This window comes from Sphingobium aquiterrae (assembly GCF_037154135.1).
GTDB classification, from domain to species: Bacteria; Pseudomonadota; Alphaproteobacteria; order Sphingomonadales; family Sphingomonadaceae; genus Sphingobium; species Sphingobium aquiterrae.
Genome location: NZ_JBANFL010000025.1, coordinates 13,579 through 29,534, shown reverse-complemented (window position 1 = coordinate 29,534; position 15,956 = coordinate 13,579). Strand labels below are relative to the sequence as shown.

The following is a 15,956-nucleotide window of genomic DNA, read 5'->3' as shown; positions in this document are numbered from 1 at the left end:
GGCTCTCGAGCCCTAGATTCTGATACTACCAAGAACGCCAAACTGAGTTCTTCTGACTAGGGTTTCCGAGATGAGCCTACCTGTCGTATACCAGCCGAGCATTGCTTCCGAAACTGACGGCACGATGCGCTTCCTGCTCCAGGTGATTGCCATTTGGAGTGAATCGAAGAAGCCGGATATCGCAGAAATGGACGAATTTTGGGAGTTTTTTCGGGCTATCATTGTACGTTAGTGCCGTCTGCAGCTGAGGGCTAATCCTAACACTCAAATTGGCGGGGTCATCGCCAGGCCTATTCGGTCATAGTTGGGAACGCCGAGCGATGCTTCATCCGGAGAGGGCTGGGTGTCTCATAGCGCCAACATGACCATCTCAACGGCAGTGAACGGCTATTATCGCGCCAATCTCGAGGCTCGCCGTCGTTCAGCTTGGCGCATCAGTGCTGGATCGATTTCTGGTTTGTTCCAGCGCGCTGCCGGCCCCAGCGTGACGAGATCCTCTGGATAGGTCAGGAACGTATACACTTTGTTGGTGATCTCGATCATAAGCTGTTTCATCTCAGCGTCGGAGATACGAGAGAGCTCGGTCCAGTCAATTTCCCCATACGGAGTTACAACTTTGACGTCGCTATAGTCCCCGGTCGCGCTGTCTGGCACAGTGCCAGCATGGAGCGTCTCCAGAGCCGTATTTCTTACGCATTGTTCCACGAGCGCAAAAGTAAAGCGAGTTTTTTCGCTGTCGGTTAGGGTGTCGTTGGGCATGAGGTGCTCCCGTAATGGCGCCTTGCTTTCAGCAGTGATGCTATACCCGACGACCTGTGACCGTATTAATCGATGATTTTCGAACGTATTGAAAATAGCAAAGAGAAAGTCCGCTTCTCTAGCCTGGATGACAGGGGCAAGCAAACTTACTCGCCCCGGCGGGCCCGCGCGGCTCGGCGTGGCAGCTCGCGACCCCGATCAAGCCATTCACTTTGCCGGCTACTAACAGCGTCTCGCGCCGGAAGCGGACACTATACTCTAACCGATCGACTGGGTAGTAAGATTCCGGTAGAAATAGAACTACGAGCCGATGCTGATTTCTTGACAAAGATAATTACGAGCGCATGCTGTTGAAGTTGCGTGGGGGTGCGGCATGATCGACGAGGCTGTTGGGACAGGAAAATTCACCGAGTTGGCGCCGCTCGACGCGCCGCCACCCCCGCCGCGGCGGCTGGGGGACCTTCTCAAGTCTATATTCGGCACTAAGCGCAGTCGTGACGATATTCCGAATCCGCAACTGGAACCAGCGCGTTCGATCGCCTTTCTTTGCTTTTACGTGAATGGCCGGTTTGTGGGGTCGGCTACAGGTTTCTTCGTAAAGCCCGATGTCGTCGTGACGGCTGCTCACAACATCTTGATGGCAAAGCCCACGGCGGTCGGCGCTTTTGCGGGCTACGACGCCAAGCGGAACCCTGTTCAGTCTGTCTCGGCGAGCCGCTGGGCTTGGGACGCGCAGCGAGACTTTGCGGTTTTGATCACTGCACCATCGCCGGCGTCCGGCCTCCAGCTCAATGGACGGCCGACCGCCAAAGTTACCCTGGCGGGCTATGCCTTTGGGTACTTCGGCCAACTTACTGCCGGAGTGGGGGCCGCGAAGACTAGCGGCGACAAGCTCCTCTACGCCCTACCGGCGGACAAGGGCGACAGCGGCGGGCCGATTTTCGCGGGAGCCTTCCCGACAGCCGTCGTAGTCGCCCTCCACACCGACAGTTTCGACACAGGCAACCCCTTCGAGGCAGGAGGAGAGTTGGCCGACCAGCAGATGATCGCACGGATCGCATCGCTCGAGGCGCAGGCGCGCACCTGAACTTAAGACGGGGGAAGAAATGAAGAAGATTGCATTCGGAACCGCGGCGTTGGGGATGATGCTGTCGGGTTGCGCCAATGGCCTCCCGGGCTTGCGCCCTCTAACATACCAGCAGCCGGCGGACACACGGCTCATAGTCAGCTACGCGCCGTGCCCACACCTCTCGAAGCAGGGAAAAAACTTCGCCCCGATCGTTGCCGCCGTCCTTCTAGGGGCCGCGACTAAGACGCTCGAGAACTTCGGAACCGCTCTCCAGAAAGGCTCCGAGGGTGGCAACCTCCCCGCAAGCAATGCGAGCGTGAACTTTGAGCTCTACAGCGGCGACCTCCCGCAGTGCCTGATCGCGATCCGAGGCAAGTTCGAGGCCACCGAGAAGCTGAAGACGAAGATCGCTATGCCGGCGGTCGATCCAGTGACGGTGAACGGCACTGCCGTTCCGAGCATCTTGGTCCGCGACGTCAATGGCTCTAAGGTGACAGGAGTGCTACCCGACGTGTACGAGTTGGCGCACTACGTGGAGATCGCGATCAGCCCCTCACATAACCAGACGGCACTCACCTTCACACCCGCATACACTTGGATCGCTAAGTCGATGGACGGCGGGACAAGCGGCTCTCGCGGCCTCTCGATCGCGGTTAAGTTCAGCCGCCCGGGCGGCCAAGACACGGGCAGCGCCGTGCTGATCGAGGACCGCACGATCGGCAAGCAGCAGACATACCAGCCGCTGTCCGACGGGCGCTTCCCGCACGAGGCTTCGTGGTTCGCGACGATCGGCACGAACAGCGGCACTGGCGGCGCGGTCGGCCGCGCCAACACCCAGGCTGACGCGGCGCCCGCGGCTCAACCTGGCAGCGGAACCGGACAGGCGACGGGCCAGGCACCTGCGGTTGCGCCCCAGGCGCCAACGCTGGCGCCTCCAAAGCCTGCTGCGGGCGCGCCGATGCTAAACGAGCCGTTCCCGTTCACCGCCACTGTCACCGTCGTCGAGAGTCGGCCGACCAAGGAGTTCGTAGCCTTCGTGGCCGGCGTCTTCGCAGCGGCGCGCCCGGCGATCGACGCCCGGCTCAAGGAGGAAATAGATCCCGCCACGCAGCTTGCCAGCCAGAAGACCGCGCTGGACAATGAGGGCGCCTACGGCGACGCACTGGCTAAGGCCAAGGTCGCATTGCTGAATTATTGCGCGCTAGATGCGGCGAGCAAAATTTCAGACCGAATATCGCAGTCCGGAGCCACTCGCCAACTGCAAGCAGCCGCGAACAAGGCGGCGTTAACTGCCGACTACTCGCCACCGTTCACGACGCTCGCCATCGTGAGCGATGGCGTCCCGAAAACAGTGAATCCAGACACCTGCCAGTAAGAATGACCGGGGCGGCCAAGTCATTCGAAGGGCAGCCCTAGACAAATAGCAAGCCTGAAGCCCTTCCGGGAGAAGGGAAGCGATCCGACTGGGTAGCAGTTTCTGTGAACCGCAGAGGGCTTTCTCGTTTATTGGCCCTTGTCCCATGATCATCGAACGTCCGGTTCGCCTGCAACCCGACGTTCGCCGCCAGTCTCCTGAGTGGCGGCAATGTCCGCAATCTCGACCAAAATTGAATGTCTGCTCCCGAGCGCGAAAAACACTGTCGAACGGCGAAAATTTGGGGCAAGCGCCCTTCCTTGTGTTCGGATCGCCTGTCGGGCAGGGCTACTCTCATCATGATAGAGTTCCATGCCCCTGCCGCAGAGACTCCGGAGCTGGGGTTGTCACCCTTGTATCGCGCCGCTGTCCTAACCTTGCGACACCTGATTGATGTCGGTCCGATCGGACTTACGCCGAACAAGGCACTGAAGCGCTACTTTGTCACCTGGGCGGCCGGAGCTTTCTGCTGGCCCGGCTACACTGCCGATGAGCTGTACGCGATCAATAAAGTTCTGAACGAGCATGACTTTCCGCCGCTGGTTTTGCTCCATGATCTGCTACTGGCGGCAAAGCTTGCCCGCCACCGGAAGGGCTTTCTGCACATCACCAAATCAGGAAGGGACCTGCTGGACCATGGAGGAAGCCTGTGGATCACCCTATCGCAGCACCTCCTTCTTACCGCCGGACACGACGACATGCTGGAGATCGAATGGGTTTCGGTTCTGCATGCGTTGAACGTCGAGGCCCATGAAGGAGTCACTGACCGGCGCTTCGCCTCGCGGCTGATGGGGGCTGACGAACAGGATTATCATTCCAAATCGCTCATCTATGTGCATGTCCTTCGTCCGCTAAGTTGGCTGGGGCTGCTACACGAGACACGCCAAAGCCAATCGGAACGCCTCTTTAAGAAGACAGGGCTCTGGCCCTTGGCGTTGCGTTTCGAGGAGAGCGCAGCGCTGCCTCCGCCCACCAGGCATTGATCCTGACGCTCGACATCGGTGATCGACAACTGGAAGGGGATTCCACCGCGCGGATAACAATCCTGCCGCGCCGCAGCTGGCCTCCAGCGGAAGGTGCGGCAACCAGCTGGGCTGCCGTCGAACCACGTCGGACGCTAGACCTAGATCGTTGATCCCTAGGTGTGCACAATCCGGTTTTGCGACAGGTGTCGACCACGAGTTGCGCTAGCAGAGTGCCTTCATGTCGCGCCACGCCGAGCCTGGCGAGCCTGCCGGGGCGAGTCAGTTTGCTTGCCCCGGCCAGCTTGGAAGATCGGCCGTTAGCTTTGTAGCGCGTTTCAGGGCCGAGGCCGATGCCGCGAGCCGTTCAACCTTTCCCCGCCAGGCAGCGATATTCTTCTGCACGCCGCCGTGGCGGACCGGCCCAAATTTGGTGATGCGAACGGGCTTGAATCCGCAGAAGCCCAGAATCTGGCCGCGCCAGCGGCGCACGACAGCGTTGCCGTAGGCGAGCCAAAGATAGAAGGCTGGTGTATCCGTCGTAATGAGGACATCGGCCGAGCGTCCTGCCAGAAGCCGGTCCCAGAAGGGATCGTCCTTGTGATAGCGAAACGCAAAGCCGGGCAGCAGAACCCGATCGATCAAACCTTTGAGCTGCGCAGGCTCGCTGCCCCACCACATCGGAAACCCGACCACGAGATGATCGGCAGCCGCGATGGCGCCGCCGATCCGTTCCAGATCGAGCTCCCAACCCTGGACTTCTTTGTAGCCGCGCCGCAGGTTCGGCTCGAAATCGAGATCCCGCACCGCGATGCGCTCAACCTCTACCTGGTCGCCAAGCGCAGCCTGATAGGTATCGAGCAGATGGCTGACGAAGCGGCCAGAGTCAGGATGTCCGTCAAGGATGAGCACTCGCATAGCTGACTCCGTCAAAGGTCGATATCAGCCCACAAGGCAGCATGGTCGGACCCTGCATCGGCTGCCCTGCTGACTTCGGGATAGGCCTCCCAGCGCTTCGGTCGCGATCCTGGCCACATGCCGGTGCGGTACACGCCGCCTGACCGCACGCGTTCAAACAGCGAAGGCGACAGCAGTATATAGTCGATCTTATTGGCCGCGTTGCACAGACCATAGGTGCCAGGATAGCCGCCATCGTCGAACGCCGGGTGGGTGAAGATGTCCGCCAAATCTGTGTCATGGAGCAGTGGAGCGAGTGGTGCGCTCGATGGCGTGTCGTTGAAGTCGCCGATGATAGCGACGTAGCGCGCACCATTGTCGATCAGCCCTCTATAGATTTCGGCGATCCGCTCGGCTTGCGCCTTGCGTTTGGCGTCGGACGCTGCCTTGCCGCCATAGCCCTTACTCTTGAGATGGTTGACCAGCACCAGAAGTGTCTCACCGTTCGGAGTCGTTACCTCGAATTGCGGGCAATCGCGTGAAAAGACAGGTTGGCCGTTCGGCAGCTGGTCGTCGACGCGGCTGCACATTGTGCCGATCGGATAGCCCGTGCGGCTCATCAATCCGACGTCAATGCCCCGCTCGTCATTGCCGTCGATCAGCATGACATGGCGAAACGGCGTGCCGCCGAGTGCCGGCAGGATCTCCGTGTTGAACGCTGACAGCACCGGGCGGCTTTCGGCCTCGATGACACCGAGCACGTCGGCTTCCAGGTCCATCATAACCCGCGCGGTGTTCCGCATCGCATGTTCGTTGACTGGTTCGTCGCGGAGTTCCAGCGAGCCCACCCAATCGGCGCGTCCGTCCGCCTCGATCACGACGCCACCGTCCTTGGGGCGTCGCAACAAGCCGCCGCGGTTGCGTCGCAAGATAACAAACGGGCCTGTGTCGGATTTCTCAAGGCCGAGGTCACGCATCAGCTCGACCATCCGGGTTTTGTCGGCGGGAGCATAGGTGACCTGACCAAGAAGCCCGTTGAGCGTGGCGAACTTCTCCAATACCGGGCGGCCTTCTTCCCAGCTGTCGAGGTTCATTGCCTTGGCACGATCGAACAGGTTTTCGACGTTATAGACAGCAAGCTTCATGGTTTTTCTCCCTTCGCTTGAGCAATTTACTCGATTACTGTTGCGGGCGCGCGACGAACATGAGAGCCAATGTTCAATGGCCTTCGCTGGTATATGGAATATCCGCGCTGCGTCCCAGGAATAGCCAGTGCGCGCTCTTCGGCAATGCGGTTTCCCCGCCAAAAGTCAGATTGACCGAATAATAATTCGAACCATGATCAGGTGATTAAATTCCGTTTCGACGATGCCGGGGGGCAAACAACCGAGCGGTATCCGCGTCAATTTCTGCGGTGACCTGCGAAATGGGACGGAGATTATCACCCATGCAGTACCAACGTCGAATTGAATCCATGTTGGAAGAGGGCGGCCAACTGGCCGTCTTTGCACCACTTTGCAAGTCAATCATCACTAGCAGGACGCAGCTGGCGGAATTGTTCGGCTCACTTTGCTCGGACCCCGGCAGCGAGATGCTCCTTGATCTTTATTGGCGTGACAGCCAAGGCCTGAAGACCTCGCTTACCAGTTTATGGCGTGCTTCAAAGGCCTCGGAAATGACAGCCCGGCATTGTCTGGCTGTAATGGAGGCACAGGCCATTGTCGAACGTCTGCCTGACCCTCTCGACAAGCGTCGCACCTATGTGCAGCTGACCATCTCTGGTCGAGAGAAGATGGATACCTGTTTCCAAACCATCCTGGCCGGATTCGTCCAAGCCTTCCAGGATTGCACTGCCAGCTGCGCTGACACCGCTCGGCCTCAGGACTATTGTCCCTGGAGCGCTGGCGCCTTTGCAGCCTCGTCAGTGGCTGCCCGCCACCGTTCTCGTTCAGGTAAAAGACCAACGTCGAGCCAAGCAAATCGACGGGCTTGAATGGACATCCGGGCCTGCGGGTCACGATCGGCGAATGTGCCATGAACCCGATTTTCCGGGATAAGGTTGCTGGTCGTACAACGTTGAATGAACCAGATGGACGACGCTGGCGAATTGCCATTGCCTGACGAGGCTACACAATCCCGTCGATAAGCGCTCCGGTAAAAAGTCGCCGGAAGAGAAGGGGGCTTTGGTTTGAGGAAGCAAGCTCAAACCGGAGTGTCCCTCAATGGCTCTTTCACGCACCAGCGCTGACCCCCGTCTCCATGCCGCCGCTGCACGGATCGTCAAATCACTCGGCGTTGAATGGAGGCCATCGGGCGTAATGTGCCGCTGCCCAGCTCACAAGGATAACACACCAAGCCTTTCAGTCCGCGTCGGCGAGCGCAGCATTCTATTCAAATGCTTTGCGGGGTGTTCGACCATCGATGTCATGCGTGCGCTTCGAACGGACAAACTCTCTATTCCCTCCGCCGAAACACAGGCTGGGTGGGGCGATGAAGCACGCGAACGGCGGCTGAACGGGCGGATTAGCTCTCTCTGGAAAGAGGCACGTCCAGTGACGGGCACGCCTGCAGACAACTATCTGTCCACGCGCGGGTTTGCCGGGCCGCACCCGGCACTGCGCTATCATGATCGCGTTCCACTGGGCAGGGGAACCGACGTCCGTTTTCGCCCCGCACTGCTGGCGGCTGCCGAAGGTGATTTGGGTGTCATCGCGCTCGAACGGCTGTTCCTCGACCCTTGTACCGGGTTGCCAGTCAACGATCTTGCTCCGCCAAAGCGCATGCTCGGCCGACCTCACCATGGCGCCGTCCGCTTTGGTGCCGCGACCCGGGTGCTCGGGCTGGCGGAAGGGTGGGAAACGGCTTGGTCGGCCCACATTTTTCTCGGAATCCCTGTCTGGGCCGCCTTCGGATCTGAACGGTTTCCGTTGGTCGCCATACCCGAACGGATTGAGCATCTGATCCTGCTTCCAGACGATGACGCTGCGGGCCGTCGTGGAGCGCAACGTGCGGCAGCTGCTCACCAAGGACCGGGACGTCGCATTGAGACACGGTTCCCCGGATCGGGCTTCAACGATTGGAATGATCGGTATCAGTCAGAAAGGGGAGGGGGAGGTGAGAATGTGCGGAAAGCAGCCTGATGGTCAGGTGGATGCACCGCACAGGAGTAACACCGATGACATTTCCGATCATCTATGTGCCCGCGGTCAACTGCCGTGTGGCGGAAGACAATGTGCGCAAGCATTCCAACGCTGATGCGGATGCTCAGTTCGAAGCGCATCTCGGCGAAACTGGCATCGTCCTCCAGAACCTGATCGGCGTCCCGATCAAGCGCCGGAAAGACCAGTATGACATCTATGCTGGCGGCCGTCGTCTGTCCCGGACGCTCAGCAATATCGAGAAGGGCGTGTTGCCCAAGGATTTTCAGGTTCCGGTCATGGTGGTCCCGACCGCCGAAGACGCGATATCAATGAGCCTCGCTGAGAACTTCTTCCAGCTTGCGATGAACCCGGCGGACGCCTGCACGGCCTTTCGCACGATCATCGACAAGGAGAAGAAAACGACCGCCGACATTGCAAAGCGGTTCAGCCTGACGGAACGTTTCGTTGAGGGCCGTCTACGCCTCGCCAACCTGGCTACGCCGGTATTTGAGGCACTGGCGAAGGGGCAGATCACACTCGACATCGCCAAGGCCTACGCCAAGACGACCGATACCGTCCGGCAGGCATCGGTGTTCGAAAGCCTGGCCGGCACCTACTATGCGAACAATGCTGCCGAGATCGAACGCCAGGTGACAGCGGGGAGTTACACCGGCGGTCATCCGAAAGCGTTGCTGGTCGGCCGTGAGGCCTATCTCGCGGCGGGCGGCAACATCGACAGAGACCTCTATTCCGATGCCGAAAGTGAACTCTGGACCAACCGAGAACTGCTCGACCAACTCGCTGAAGAGGCTCTCACGGAAGCAGCCCAAGCCATCCGCGAGCGTGAAGGGTTCGCTGAAGTCCGTACGATCGCAGCCAACCACGTTCCATACACCGCAACCATGGGATTGCGGCGCCTCCAGGGGGTTGTTCCGCCACTCAGCGAGACCCAGGAGACTCGACGGACCGAAATCCAGGCGGAGATCGAGGAAATCGAGGAAACAGCGGCTGAAGCCGAGGAGTATAGCGACGAGCAGCTCGAAAAGATCGAAGCGCTGGAAACCGAACTCGGCTCTATCATGGACCGGCAGGAGGTGTTCGAGCCCGAGCAGAAAGCAAAGGCGCTTGCCTATATCGTGATCGGCGAGAATGGTCAGCCTGTCGTGGAAGAGACCTTGTTTCTCGCTGAGACCGACGAGGACGATCAGGATATCGATCCGGATGCCGAGGAGGATGGCGACGACGCCGGCTCGGATGCAGAAAGCACGGCGACCCCGCGCAAGTCAAAGCTCAGTCAGAAACTTCTCGATAGGCTGGCCGTGATGCGGACTGAACTTGTGGCGCTCCATGTCGCGAACGATCCCCACTTCGCGATGGATCTCGGCACCTTCGTCATGGTCGATGCCGCCCATCGTAAGTTTGGCGGAGCCTATGATCTTGCATCGGGGCTTAAGGCGCCGCTGCCTGAGCGACGGGTTGGCAATTTCGTCAGCGAGACGGCCGCTGCTGAAGCCTGGGTCAAGCTTGAAGGGGAGCTTGATCACTCTTGGCGGGACGCCGGCGATCCTGTTGCACGCTTTGATGCCTTCCGGGCGCTGGACGATGAAATGCGCGCCAACTGGTTTGCCTGGGCGATCGCGCGGACCATCGAGCCGGTCGCCGACAGCGGTTCGGGAGCGCCGTTCTTGCGGCATCTGGGGCGCAGCCTCGACATCGATGTTGCGCGTTGGTGGCGTCCCACCACTCGAAACTTCTTCGATGCCGTTACGCGCAACTGGATCCTCGATCTGTTCGAGGACATTGGCGGGGAGGATCTGAAGTCCCGCTATGGCGCAGCGAAGAAGGCGGACCTCTCAGCCTCTGCCGAGAAGCTGTTTGCCGGGCAGTCGATCATCGAAGCCGAGATCAAGGACAAGGTGCTTGCCTGGCTTCCCCAGCCCATGCGGATCGAGGAACCGCCGGTCGTGGAAGCCAGCGGTCCGAGCCGTGCGGAGCTGGCGGCCGCCATCGGCGCAACCCAGGCTGAGCCGGCCATCGAGGAACCGGTCGAGGCCGCGAATGATGCGGACGGGGACGATCTGGCTGAAGCCGCTTGATCTGATCCTTCCCTCTCACTCGGGCCGGGGCGCTTGCGTTCCGGCCCGTTCCTTTATCCCCGCTGCGTCTTCGCGTCCGTTTCTGCGGACAGATGCCGTGCGCAAATTTCCCGGAGATCATCATCATGAATATCCAGTCTGCCGCAGGCCTCGATGTCCACGCCGCCGATGCCGCTCGTAAGGCAGCGGGCCTCTACAGTGTCGCGCTGACCATCGCCGAGCATCTCGCCAGTGCCGGCACGATGTCGCGCCAACATCTCTCGCGGCTGATGCGCGAGACGTTCGGAGCCAACGACGCTTCGGGCGTCTGGTCGATGCGTGACGCCTATGACGCGCTTGAAGCCGGCCAGGTGCTGTTCCTGCGAAACCATGAGTCCTCACCGCTGACATTATCCGAGCCCGCTGCGATCCTGGAGGCGCTCATCGACATCGAACGCAGCCTGCCGACCCAGACCTATCGCTCCGAGCATCAGGTCGATTTCCAGCAGTTCAGCACGCCTATCGCGCTGGCATGGCTCACGGCCCTTTGCGCCCGGGTGAGTTCGTCCGATGTTGTGCTCGAACCTTCGGCTGGCACCGGTATGCTCACCATTCTCACGGCACGCGCAGGCGCGGTTCTACATCTCAACGAACGCGATACTCAACGTGCAGACCTGCTCGCCCATGTCACCGGCCAACCCGTCACACGCTATGATGGCGCGTCGATCGATGACTGGTTACCCGCAAGCTTTGCGCCCGACGTCGTGCTCATCAATCCGCCGTTCTCGCGCAGCGAAGGCCGTGGTCGCGATCGCCATGCCGGCGCCCGCCATCTGCGCTCGGCGCTGCTGCGACTTCGGGAAGCCGGACGCTGCATTGCGATCATGCCATCGAGTTTCACCGCTGACGGTCCGGGGAGAACCGGCTATGCAGCGGTCCGTGAGGTGGTGCGCCCGCGCGTCGAGATCGATATCCTTGGCGACGTCTATGCCAAACATGGCACCAGTGCGCGTATCCGATTGCTCATCTTCGACAAGGGCTGGACCGGCGAAACCCACTATATTCACGTCGAGACCTTGGCTGAAGCTCTGCCGCATGTCCTGGCTCTCCCTGATCGATTGGGCCCTCCAACACCGCCTACGACCTCGGCCCCCGCGCCAATCCTCAAGCCGGTCTGCACCCGCAGATCGGCTTTTTCCATGTTCGCCAGGGAGGCCGCGCCACGTCCGCTCACACCACCTTTTGTTGCGGCCGTCGAAACCACTCCAAAGCCAGTCGAATTCATCGTGCGGGAAAAACCGCTGCCGATGGGTGAGACAGCCGGAATCTTCGCACCCTGGAGACTGTCGCGCATCGAGATACCCAGTGCGGCGGAGCATCCCGATGAGCTGGTCGAAACGCTGGCAATGGCGTCGGTGTTGGCTCCGCTGCCGAGCTATCGGCCCGAATTGCCACCCGGCACCTTCAAGGCGCTATCGAGCGCGCAGCTCGAAACAATCCTGCTTGCCGGCAGTGCGTTCGAGCGTGATCTTCCCGGTCGCTATATGCCCAACGAGGCCGGCGATCAGCTGTTCGAGAACGAAGGAGGCCATGTCTATCGGCAGGGTTTCTTTGTGGGTGATGGCACGGGCGTCGGCAAAGGCCGCGAAGCGGCTGCCTGCCTTATGGATCAATGGTGCCGCGGTAACCGGCGCCATGTCTGGATTTCCCTGAGCGGGCCTCTGCTCGGCGATGCGAGGAGAGATTGGGAAGCGTTGGACGGCATGGCTGCCGACATCCAGCCGCTCGACGCGATCCCGCTTGGGAAGCCTATCACGATGTCAGCAGGCATCTTGTTCCTCACCTACAGCACATTGCGTTCCGTCCGCGATAAAGGCCTCTCGCGCCTCGATCAGATCCTTGCCTGGCTGGGCGATGATTACGAGGGGTTGATCATCTTCGATGAATCCCATGCCCTAGCCAATGCTGCGCCAGCTGCCAGCGACTTCGGCGATGCCGTGGCTTCACAGCAGGGGATCACCGGTTTGCGCCTCCAGAATGCCTTGCCACGCGCCCGTATCCTCTATGTCTCGGCGACGGGCGCGACCACCCCCGCCAATCTTGGCTATGCGATGCGGCTCGGACTCTGGGGGGCTGGCACCGCATTTACCTCCCGCGCCAGCTTCACCGCTGCGATGGAAAAGGGCGGCATTGCCGCGATGGAGGTCGTGTCCCGCGACCTGAAAGCCACCGGCCTCTATACCGCCCGCTCGCTCTCCTATGCCGGCATCGAATATGAGCCACTCGAGCACAAGCTCACCCCGGCTCAGATAGCGATCTACGATGCCTATGCCGACGCCTGGCAGGTCGTGCATGCCGGGCTCGATACCGTGCTCAAGGCGACGAATGTCATCGATCAGGTTGGAGGCGACACGCTCAACGCGCAGGCCAAGGGCGCGGCGCTCTCCAGATTCGAAAGTTCACGGCAACGCTTCTTTTCGGCCCTTCTGGTGGCAATGAAGATGCCAACGCTCCTGAAGGCGATCGAGGCTGAACTTGCTCAGGGCCATGTCGCGGTCGTGCAACTGGTCTCGACTTCCGAGGCGACCCTCGAACGGCGGCTGGCGACGCTCTCGCCCGATGAGCGTGCCAATTTGGATATCGATTTGTCTCCTCGCGACATACTGGTCCGGTATTTGACCGACGCGTTCCCAACACGCCAAATGGAAGTCTACAAGGACAATAGCGGCGAGGTTCGCTCACGTCCGGCCAGCGATGAAGAAGGCAATCCCGTCCTCAGCCAGGAAGCGGTCCGTGCTCGCGACGGACTAATCGAGAAGCTTTGCGCGATGCCGCCTGTCGCGACCGCACTCGACGAACTGATCCGCCACTTCGGCACAGATCGGGTTGCCGAGGTCACCGGCCGTTCACGCCGCATCGTGACTGATGGGGCCGGGCGGCAGAAGATCGAACGCTTGAGTCCGCTTGCCCGCATCGCAGACACGCAGGCATTCCAGAATGGCGACAAGGACATCCTGGCCTTTTCGGCAGCCGGCGGGACAGGCCGTTCGTATCATTCGGATCGCAATTCCAGGAGCGCGCACCGCAGGCGCGTGCATTTTGGTCTTGAATTTGGTTGGCGCGCGCCAGCGGCGGTCCAGGGCCTTGGCCGCACCCATCGCACCAACCAGATGACCCCACCGATCTTCAGGCCCGTCACGACGGACTGCAAGGGTGAGCGGCGGTTCATCAGCACCATCGCTCGTCGGCTTGACGCTCTTGGAGCTTTGACGCGTGGGCAACGGCAGGCGGGCAGTCAGAACCTGTTCGATCCAGCCGACAATCTCGAGAGCGATTACGCCAAGGATGCTCTGCATCAATGGTATCATTTGCTGCACGCCGGAAAACTCACAAGCACGACGCTCGAGGCATTCGAAACGATGACCGCGCTTAAGCTGACTCAAGGGGAATCCGGCGAGCTGTTGGAAAAGTTGCCACCGATCCAGCGCTGGCTCAACCGGCTGCTAGCTCTTCGGATCTCTACACAAAACGCGATCTTCGAGGAATTCTTCGCGTTGATCCAGGCGCGCATCGATGCGGCGCGCGAAGCGGGTACGCTTGATCTCGGCGTTGAGACCATCCTCGCGCGCAAGGTCGAGTTGCTCTCAGACATCGTGATCCACAATGACGAGGTCTCCGGCGCAGAAACCCGCCTTCAGAAACTCCAGCTTCACCTCAAGCGCAACGTGACCGGGTTTGAGCGACTGATGAGTGTGTGGGGTGGCACCGACGACATCGCATACCTCCGCAACAATCGCTCAGGCCGGGTCGCCTTGCGCGTACCTTCCTGGTCGACGATGGATGAGGACGGCCAGCCCATCGCGATGTGCCAGCTGGTGCGGCCTACAGGACAGGATAGAACGCGTTTCGAAAGCCTGGCCCGCAGCTTCTGGCAACGCATCGATAAAGGCGAATTCGAACGTCTTTGGCGGGAGGAAGCCGATCAGGCCCGCGAACAAGTCGATATTGAAATCGTCCATATCGCCACCGGTCTGCTATTGCCGGTCTGGAACAAACTGCCGGAAGATGACGTGCGTGTCTGGCGGATCGTTGACGAGGCCAGTGGCCAGTCGCGGCTCGGTCGCATCATCTCCGCCGAAATGCTCTCGGAAACCGCTGCCAGCTTCAATGTCACCGACGCAGTCAAGCTCTCACCGGCTGAAATCATCGCGGCCGCGAGCGGGATCGATGGTGCGCAGATCGACGGCTTGCCCGGCACGCGACTGATCAGGGTGCGCGTCAATGGCCAGCAGAGGTTCGAGATCCGGGACTATCCCTATGATCGGCTCGATTGGCTGAAGTCACTGGGCGCTTTCACGGAAATAATCAGTTTCCGCACTCGCGTTTTCCTGCCGCCTGAAGATGCTGAACGGATTTTGGCCGAACTAGGATAGGAGGCACCTCCTAACGACAACGACTTATTGCGGCACGCCAGCCCGAACGAGCGATCTTGGGATGGCGTGCCGTCAGAAGACGCCTCGATGTCTCAGCTTTGCCATAACGGCTTCAGTCTTGTCCTCGACGACATAATCGAACAACAGTAGTGAAATTGTGTCGCCAATCATCAGCTCGCTATCGAGCGCTGCGGAAAAGCGGATTCTGGCCCGTTCCAGAAGATCAAGGGTAGCAGACGATATCGCAAAAGCGACCTCGTGACCGCCGGTCGGGGGGATCGTTGCGAGATGTTCGCGGAGCACCGAAATGCCGTGGTCGAGTGTGTCGTCAGCTCGCCCAGCGCGGTAGGCGATGACGTCTGATAACGATCTGTCATGTCCGGTCCGGCTTGAGTGGATCCGCTTGCACAGATTGATAAGCCTGGAGAAATACTCCGAGCAATCCAGGCGGTACAGACGGGCATCCGCGATCATAGAACCCTCGCTTTTCGAACATCGCATCGCGCCAATGGAGCGATGCCAAGTTGCGAATTGCAAAGGTTATTCAGCTTTATACAAAATGCAACTTCAAAGGCCGCCCCTCATGCGGGTTCGGGGGACTCAGCTGTCTTCTTACGGGGGCGCCGGGTCGCCGGTACTTTGGCCGGTTTTACGGGCGTTTCCGGTTCGACCGACTTGGAACTGCGTTTCCGGCCAAGGCCGATTGCCTTCGCTAGCGTACGGCGCTGTTCGGCATAGTTAGGCGCGACCATAGGATAATCGTTGGGAAGGCCCCACTTGTCCCGATATTGATCCGGCGTCATCTGATAGTGCGTCATCAGATGACGTTTGAGCATCTTGAGTTTTTTTCCGTCCTCCAGACAAACGATATAGTCGGGCTTCACGGAGGCGCGGATCGACACAGCCGGTTCGGGTTTGGTCTGACTCTCGTCCTTTTTCTGGCCAAGCCCACTCAACGCACCGTGAACATTCTGTATTAGCGCCGGCAGATCGCCCACCGCCACACTGTTATTGGCGACATGCGCCCCAACGATGTCCGCAGTCAGCGTGATGAGCGTTTCGGACATATCGGCGCTGTCGGTCATACGATCTTTCTTCCCACTTTTGTTTGGAACTTCGGTCTGATGTTCACTGAGCCTCTGGGCAAGCAGCCACGATAGCAAGCGCTATAGGGCCCGGCCACAACATTACGCCCGCTATCGTGACG

13 protein-coding genes are annotated in these 15,956 nt (G+C 60.0%); 8 read left to right on the top strand and 5 right to left on the bottom strand.

What is annotated here, in order from left to right:
• The first annotated feature begins 70 nt into the window (after positions 1-70).
• The gene (locus WFP78_RS20500; RefSeq protein ID WP_004211457.1) at positions 71-232 is read left to right on the top strand and encodes a hypothetical protein; all 162 of its coding nucleotides are present in this window, start codon (positions 71-73) and stop codon (positions 230-232) included.
• A gap of 158 nt (positions 233-390) precedes the next feature.
• Here WFP78_RS20500 and WFP78_RS20495 read toward each other — a convergent pair whose 3' ends face one another.
• Positions 391-759 carry a hypothetical protein gene (locus WFP78_RS20495; RefSeq protein ID WP_004211459.1) on the bottom strand — a complete coding sequence of 123 codons (369 nt, stop codon included), beginning with the start codon at positions 757-759 and terminating at the stop codon, positions 391-393.
• A 373-nt stretch (positions 760-1,132) separates the two neighbouring features.
• On the opposite strand from WFP78_RS20495, the gene WFP78_RS20490 reads away from it, so the two are divergent.
• The 3 genes from WFP78_RS20490 (at position 1,133) to WFP78_RS20480 (ending at position 4,225) form a co-directional block, all read left to right on the top strand.
• On the top strand, positions 1,133-1,846 hold the full coding sequence (locus tag WFP78_RS20490) for a trypsin-like serine peptidase (RefSeq protein ID WP_004211461.1): 714 nt from the start codon (positions 1,133-1,135) through the stop codon (positions 1,844-1,846).
• 19 nt (positions 1,847-1,865) lie between these two features.
• On the top strand, positions 1,866-3,203 hold the full coding sequence (locus tag WFP78_RS20485) for a hypothetical protein (RefSeq protein WP_004211462.1): 1,338 nt from the start codon (positions 1,866-1,868) through the stop codon (positions 3,201-3,203).
• A gap of 338 nt (positions 3,204-3,541) precedes the next feature.
• On the top strand, positions 3,542-4,225 hold the full coding sequence (locus WFP78_RS20480; RefSeq protein WP_119034394.1) for a hypothetical protein: 684 nt from the start codon (positions 3,542-3,544) through the stop codon (positions 4,223-4,225).
• A 261-nt stretch (positions 4,226-4,486) separates the two neighbouring features.
• Here the strand turns inward: WFP78_RS20480 and WFP78_RS20475 are convergent, their stop codons facing one another.
• Together WFP78_RS20475 and WFP78_RS20470 are read right to left on the bottom strand one after the other, a co-directional pair.
• Positions 4,487-5,122, bottom strand: a complete 636-nt coding sequence (locus tag WFP78_RS20475) for an NAD(P)H-dependent oxidoreductase (protein WP_004211468.1) — start codon at positions 5,120-5,122, stop codon at positions 4,487-4,489.
• A gap of 11 nt (positions 5,123-5,133) precedes the next feature.
• Positions 5,134-6,246: an endonuclease/exonuclease/phosphatase family protein gene (locus tag WFP78_RS20470; protein WP_004211470.1), complete on the bottom strand. Its 1,113-nt coding sequence runs from the start codon at positions 6,244-6,246 to the stop codon at positions 5,134-5,136.
• A 302-nt stretch (positions 6,247-6,548) separates the two neighbouring features.
• Between WFP78_RS20470 and WFP78_RS20465 the strand changes: the two genes are divergently transcribed.
• The 4 genes from WFP78_RS20465 to WFP78_RS20450 all read left to right on the top strand — a co-directional run bounded on the left by WFP78_RS20465 (position 6,549) and on the right by WFP78_RS20450 (position 14,749).
• Positions 6,549-7,094, top strand: a complete 546-nt coding sequence (locus tag WFP78_RS20465; RefSeq protein ID WP_147373617.1) for a helix-turn-helix domain-containing protein — start codon at positions 6,549-6,551, stop codon at positions 7,092-7,094.
• 229 nt (positions 7,095-7,323) lie between these two features.
• Positions 7,324-8,241 carry a DUF7146 domain-containing protein gene (locus tag WFP78_RS20460; protein WP_336966262.1) on the top strand — a complete coding sequence of 306 codons (918 nt, stop codon included), beginning with the start codon at positions 7,324-7,326 and terminating at the stop codon, positions 8,239-8,241.
• 35 nt (positions 8,242-8,276) lie between these two features.
• Positions 8,277-10,337 (top strand): ParB/RepB/Spo0J family partition protein, encoded by a 2,061-nt coding sequence (locus WFP78_RS20455; RefSeq protein WP_336966261.1) that lies wholly within the window; start codon positions 8,277-8,279, stop codon positions 10,335-10,337.
• A gap of 125 nt (positions 10,338-10,462) precedes the next feature.
• Complete coding sequence (locus WFP78_RS20450; RefSeq protein WP_336966260.1) at positions 10,463-14,749, top strand: strawberry notch family protein; 4,287 nt, start codon at positions 10,463-10,465, stop codon at positions 14,747-14,749.
• A gap of 72 nt (positions 14,750-14,821) precedes the next feature.
• Here WFP78_RS20450 and WFP78_RS20445 read toward each other — a convergent pair whose 3' ends face one another.
• Positions 14,822-15,223, bottom strand: a complete 402-nt coding sequence (locus WFP78_RS20445; protein ID WP_336966259.1) for a hypothetical protein — start codon at positions 15,221-15,223, stop codon at positions 14,822-14,824.
• Between the two features lie 107 nt (positions 15,224-15,330).
• A complete protein-coding gene (locus tag WFP78_RS20440) occupies positions 15,331-15,834 on the bottom strand; it encodes a Ros/MucR family transcriptional regulator (RefSeq protein WP_004211476.1) in 504 nt (167 codons plus the stop codon).
• Between the last annotated feature and the right edge of the window lie 122 nt (positions 15,835-15,956).

What these genes read in the sequence shown, in the direction of transcription:
- WFP78_RS20475 (WP_004211468.1), bottom strand. Translation starts at nt 5,122, where the DNA reads ATGCGAGTGCTCATCCTTGACGGACATCCTGACTCTGGCCGCTTCGTC.
- WFP78_RS20480 (WP_119034394.1), top strand. Translation starts at nt 3,542, where the DNA reads ATGATAGAGTTCCATGCCCCTGCCGCAGAGACTCCGGAGCTGGGGTTG.
- WFP78_RS20440 (WP_004211476.1), bottom strand. Translation starts at nt 15,834, where the DNA reads ATGACCGACAGCGCCGATATGTCCGAAACGCTCATCACGCTGACTGCG.
- WFP78_RS20445 (WP_336966259.1), bottom strand. Translation starts at nt 15,223, where the DNA reads ATGATCGCGGATGCCCGTCTGTACCGCCTGGATTGCTCGGAGTATTTC.
- WFP78_RS20455 (WP_336966261.1), top strand. Translation starts at nt 8,277, where the DNA reads ATGACATTTCCGATCATCTATGTGCCCGCGGTCAACTGCCGTGTGGCG.
- WFP78_RS20490 (WP_004211461.1), top strand. Translation starts at nt 1,133, where the DNA reads ATGATCGACGAGGCTGTTGGGACAGGAAAATTCACCGAGTTGGCGCCG.
- WFP78_RS20500 (WP_004211457.1), top strand. Translation starts at nt 71, where the DNA reads ATGAGCCTACCTGTCGTATACCAGCCGAGCATTGCTTCCGAAACTGAC.
- WFP78_RS20460 (WP_336966262.1), top strand. Translation starts at nt 7,324, where the DNA reads ATGGCTCTTTCACGCACCAGCGCTGACCCCCGTCTCCATGCCGCCGCT.
- WFP78_RS20450 (WP_336966260.1), top strand. Translation starts at nt 10,463, where the DNA reads ATGAATATCCAGTCTGCCGCAGGCCTCGATGTCCACGCCGCCGATGCC.
- WFP78_RS20495 (WP_004211459.1), bottom strand. Translation starts at nt 759, where the DNA reads ATGCCCAACGACACCCTAACCGACAGCGAAAAAACTCGCTTTACTTTT.
- WFP78_RS20470 (WP_004211470.1), bottom strand. Translation starts at nt 6,246, where the DNA reads ATGAAGCTTGCTGTCTATAACGTCGAAAACCTGTTCGATCGTGCCAAG.
- WFP78_RS20485 (WP_004211462.1), top strand. Translation starts at nt 1,866, where the DNA reads ATGAAGAAGATTGCATTCGGAACCGCGGCGTTGGGGATGATGCTGTCG.
- WFP78_RS20465 (WP_147373617.1), top strand. Translation starts at nt 6,549, where the DNA reads ATGCAGTACCAACGTCGAATTGAATCCATGTTGGAAGAGGGCGGCCAA.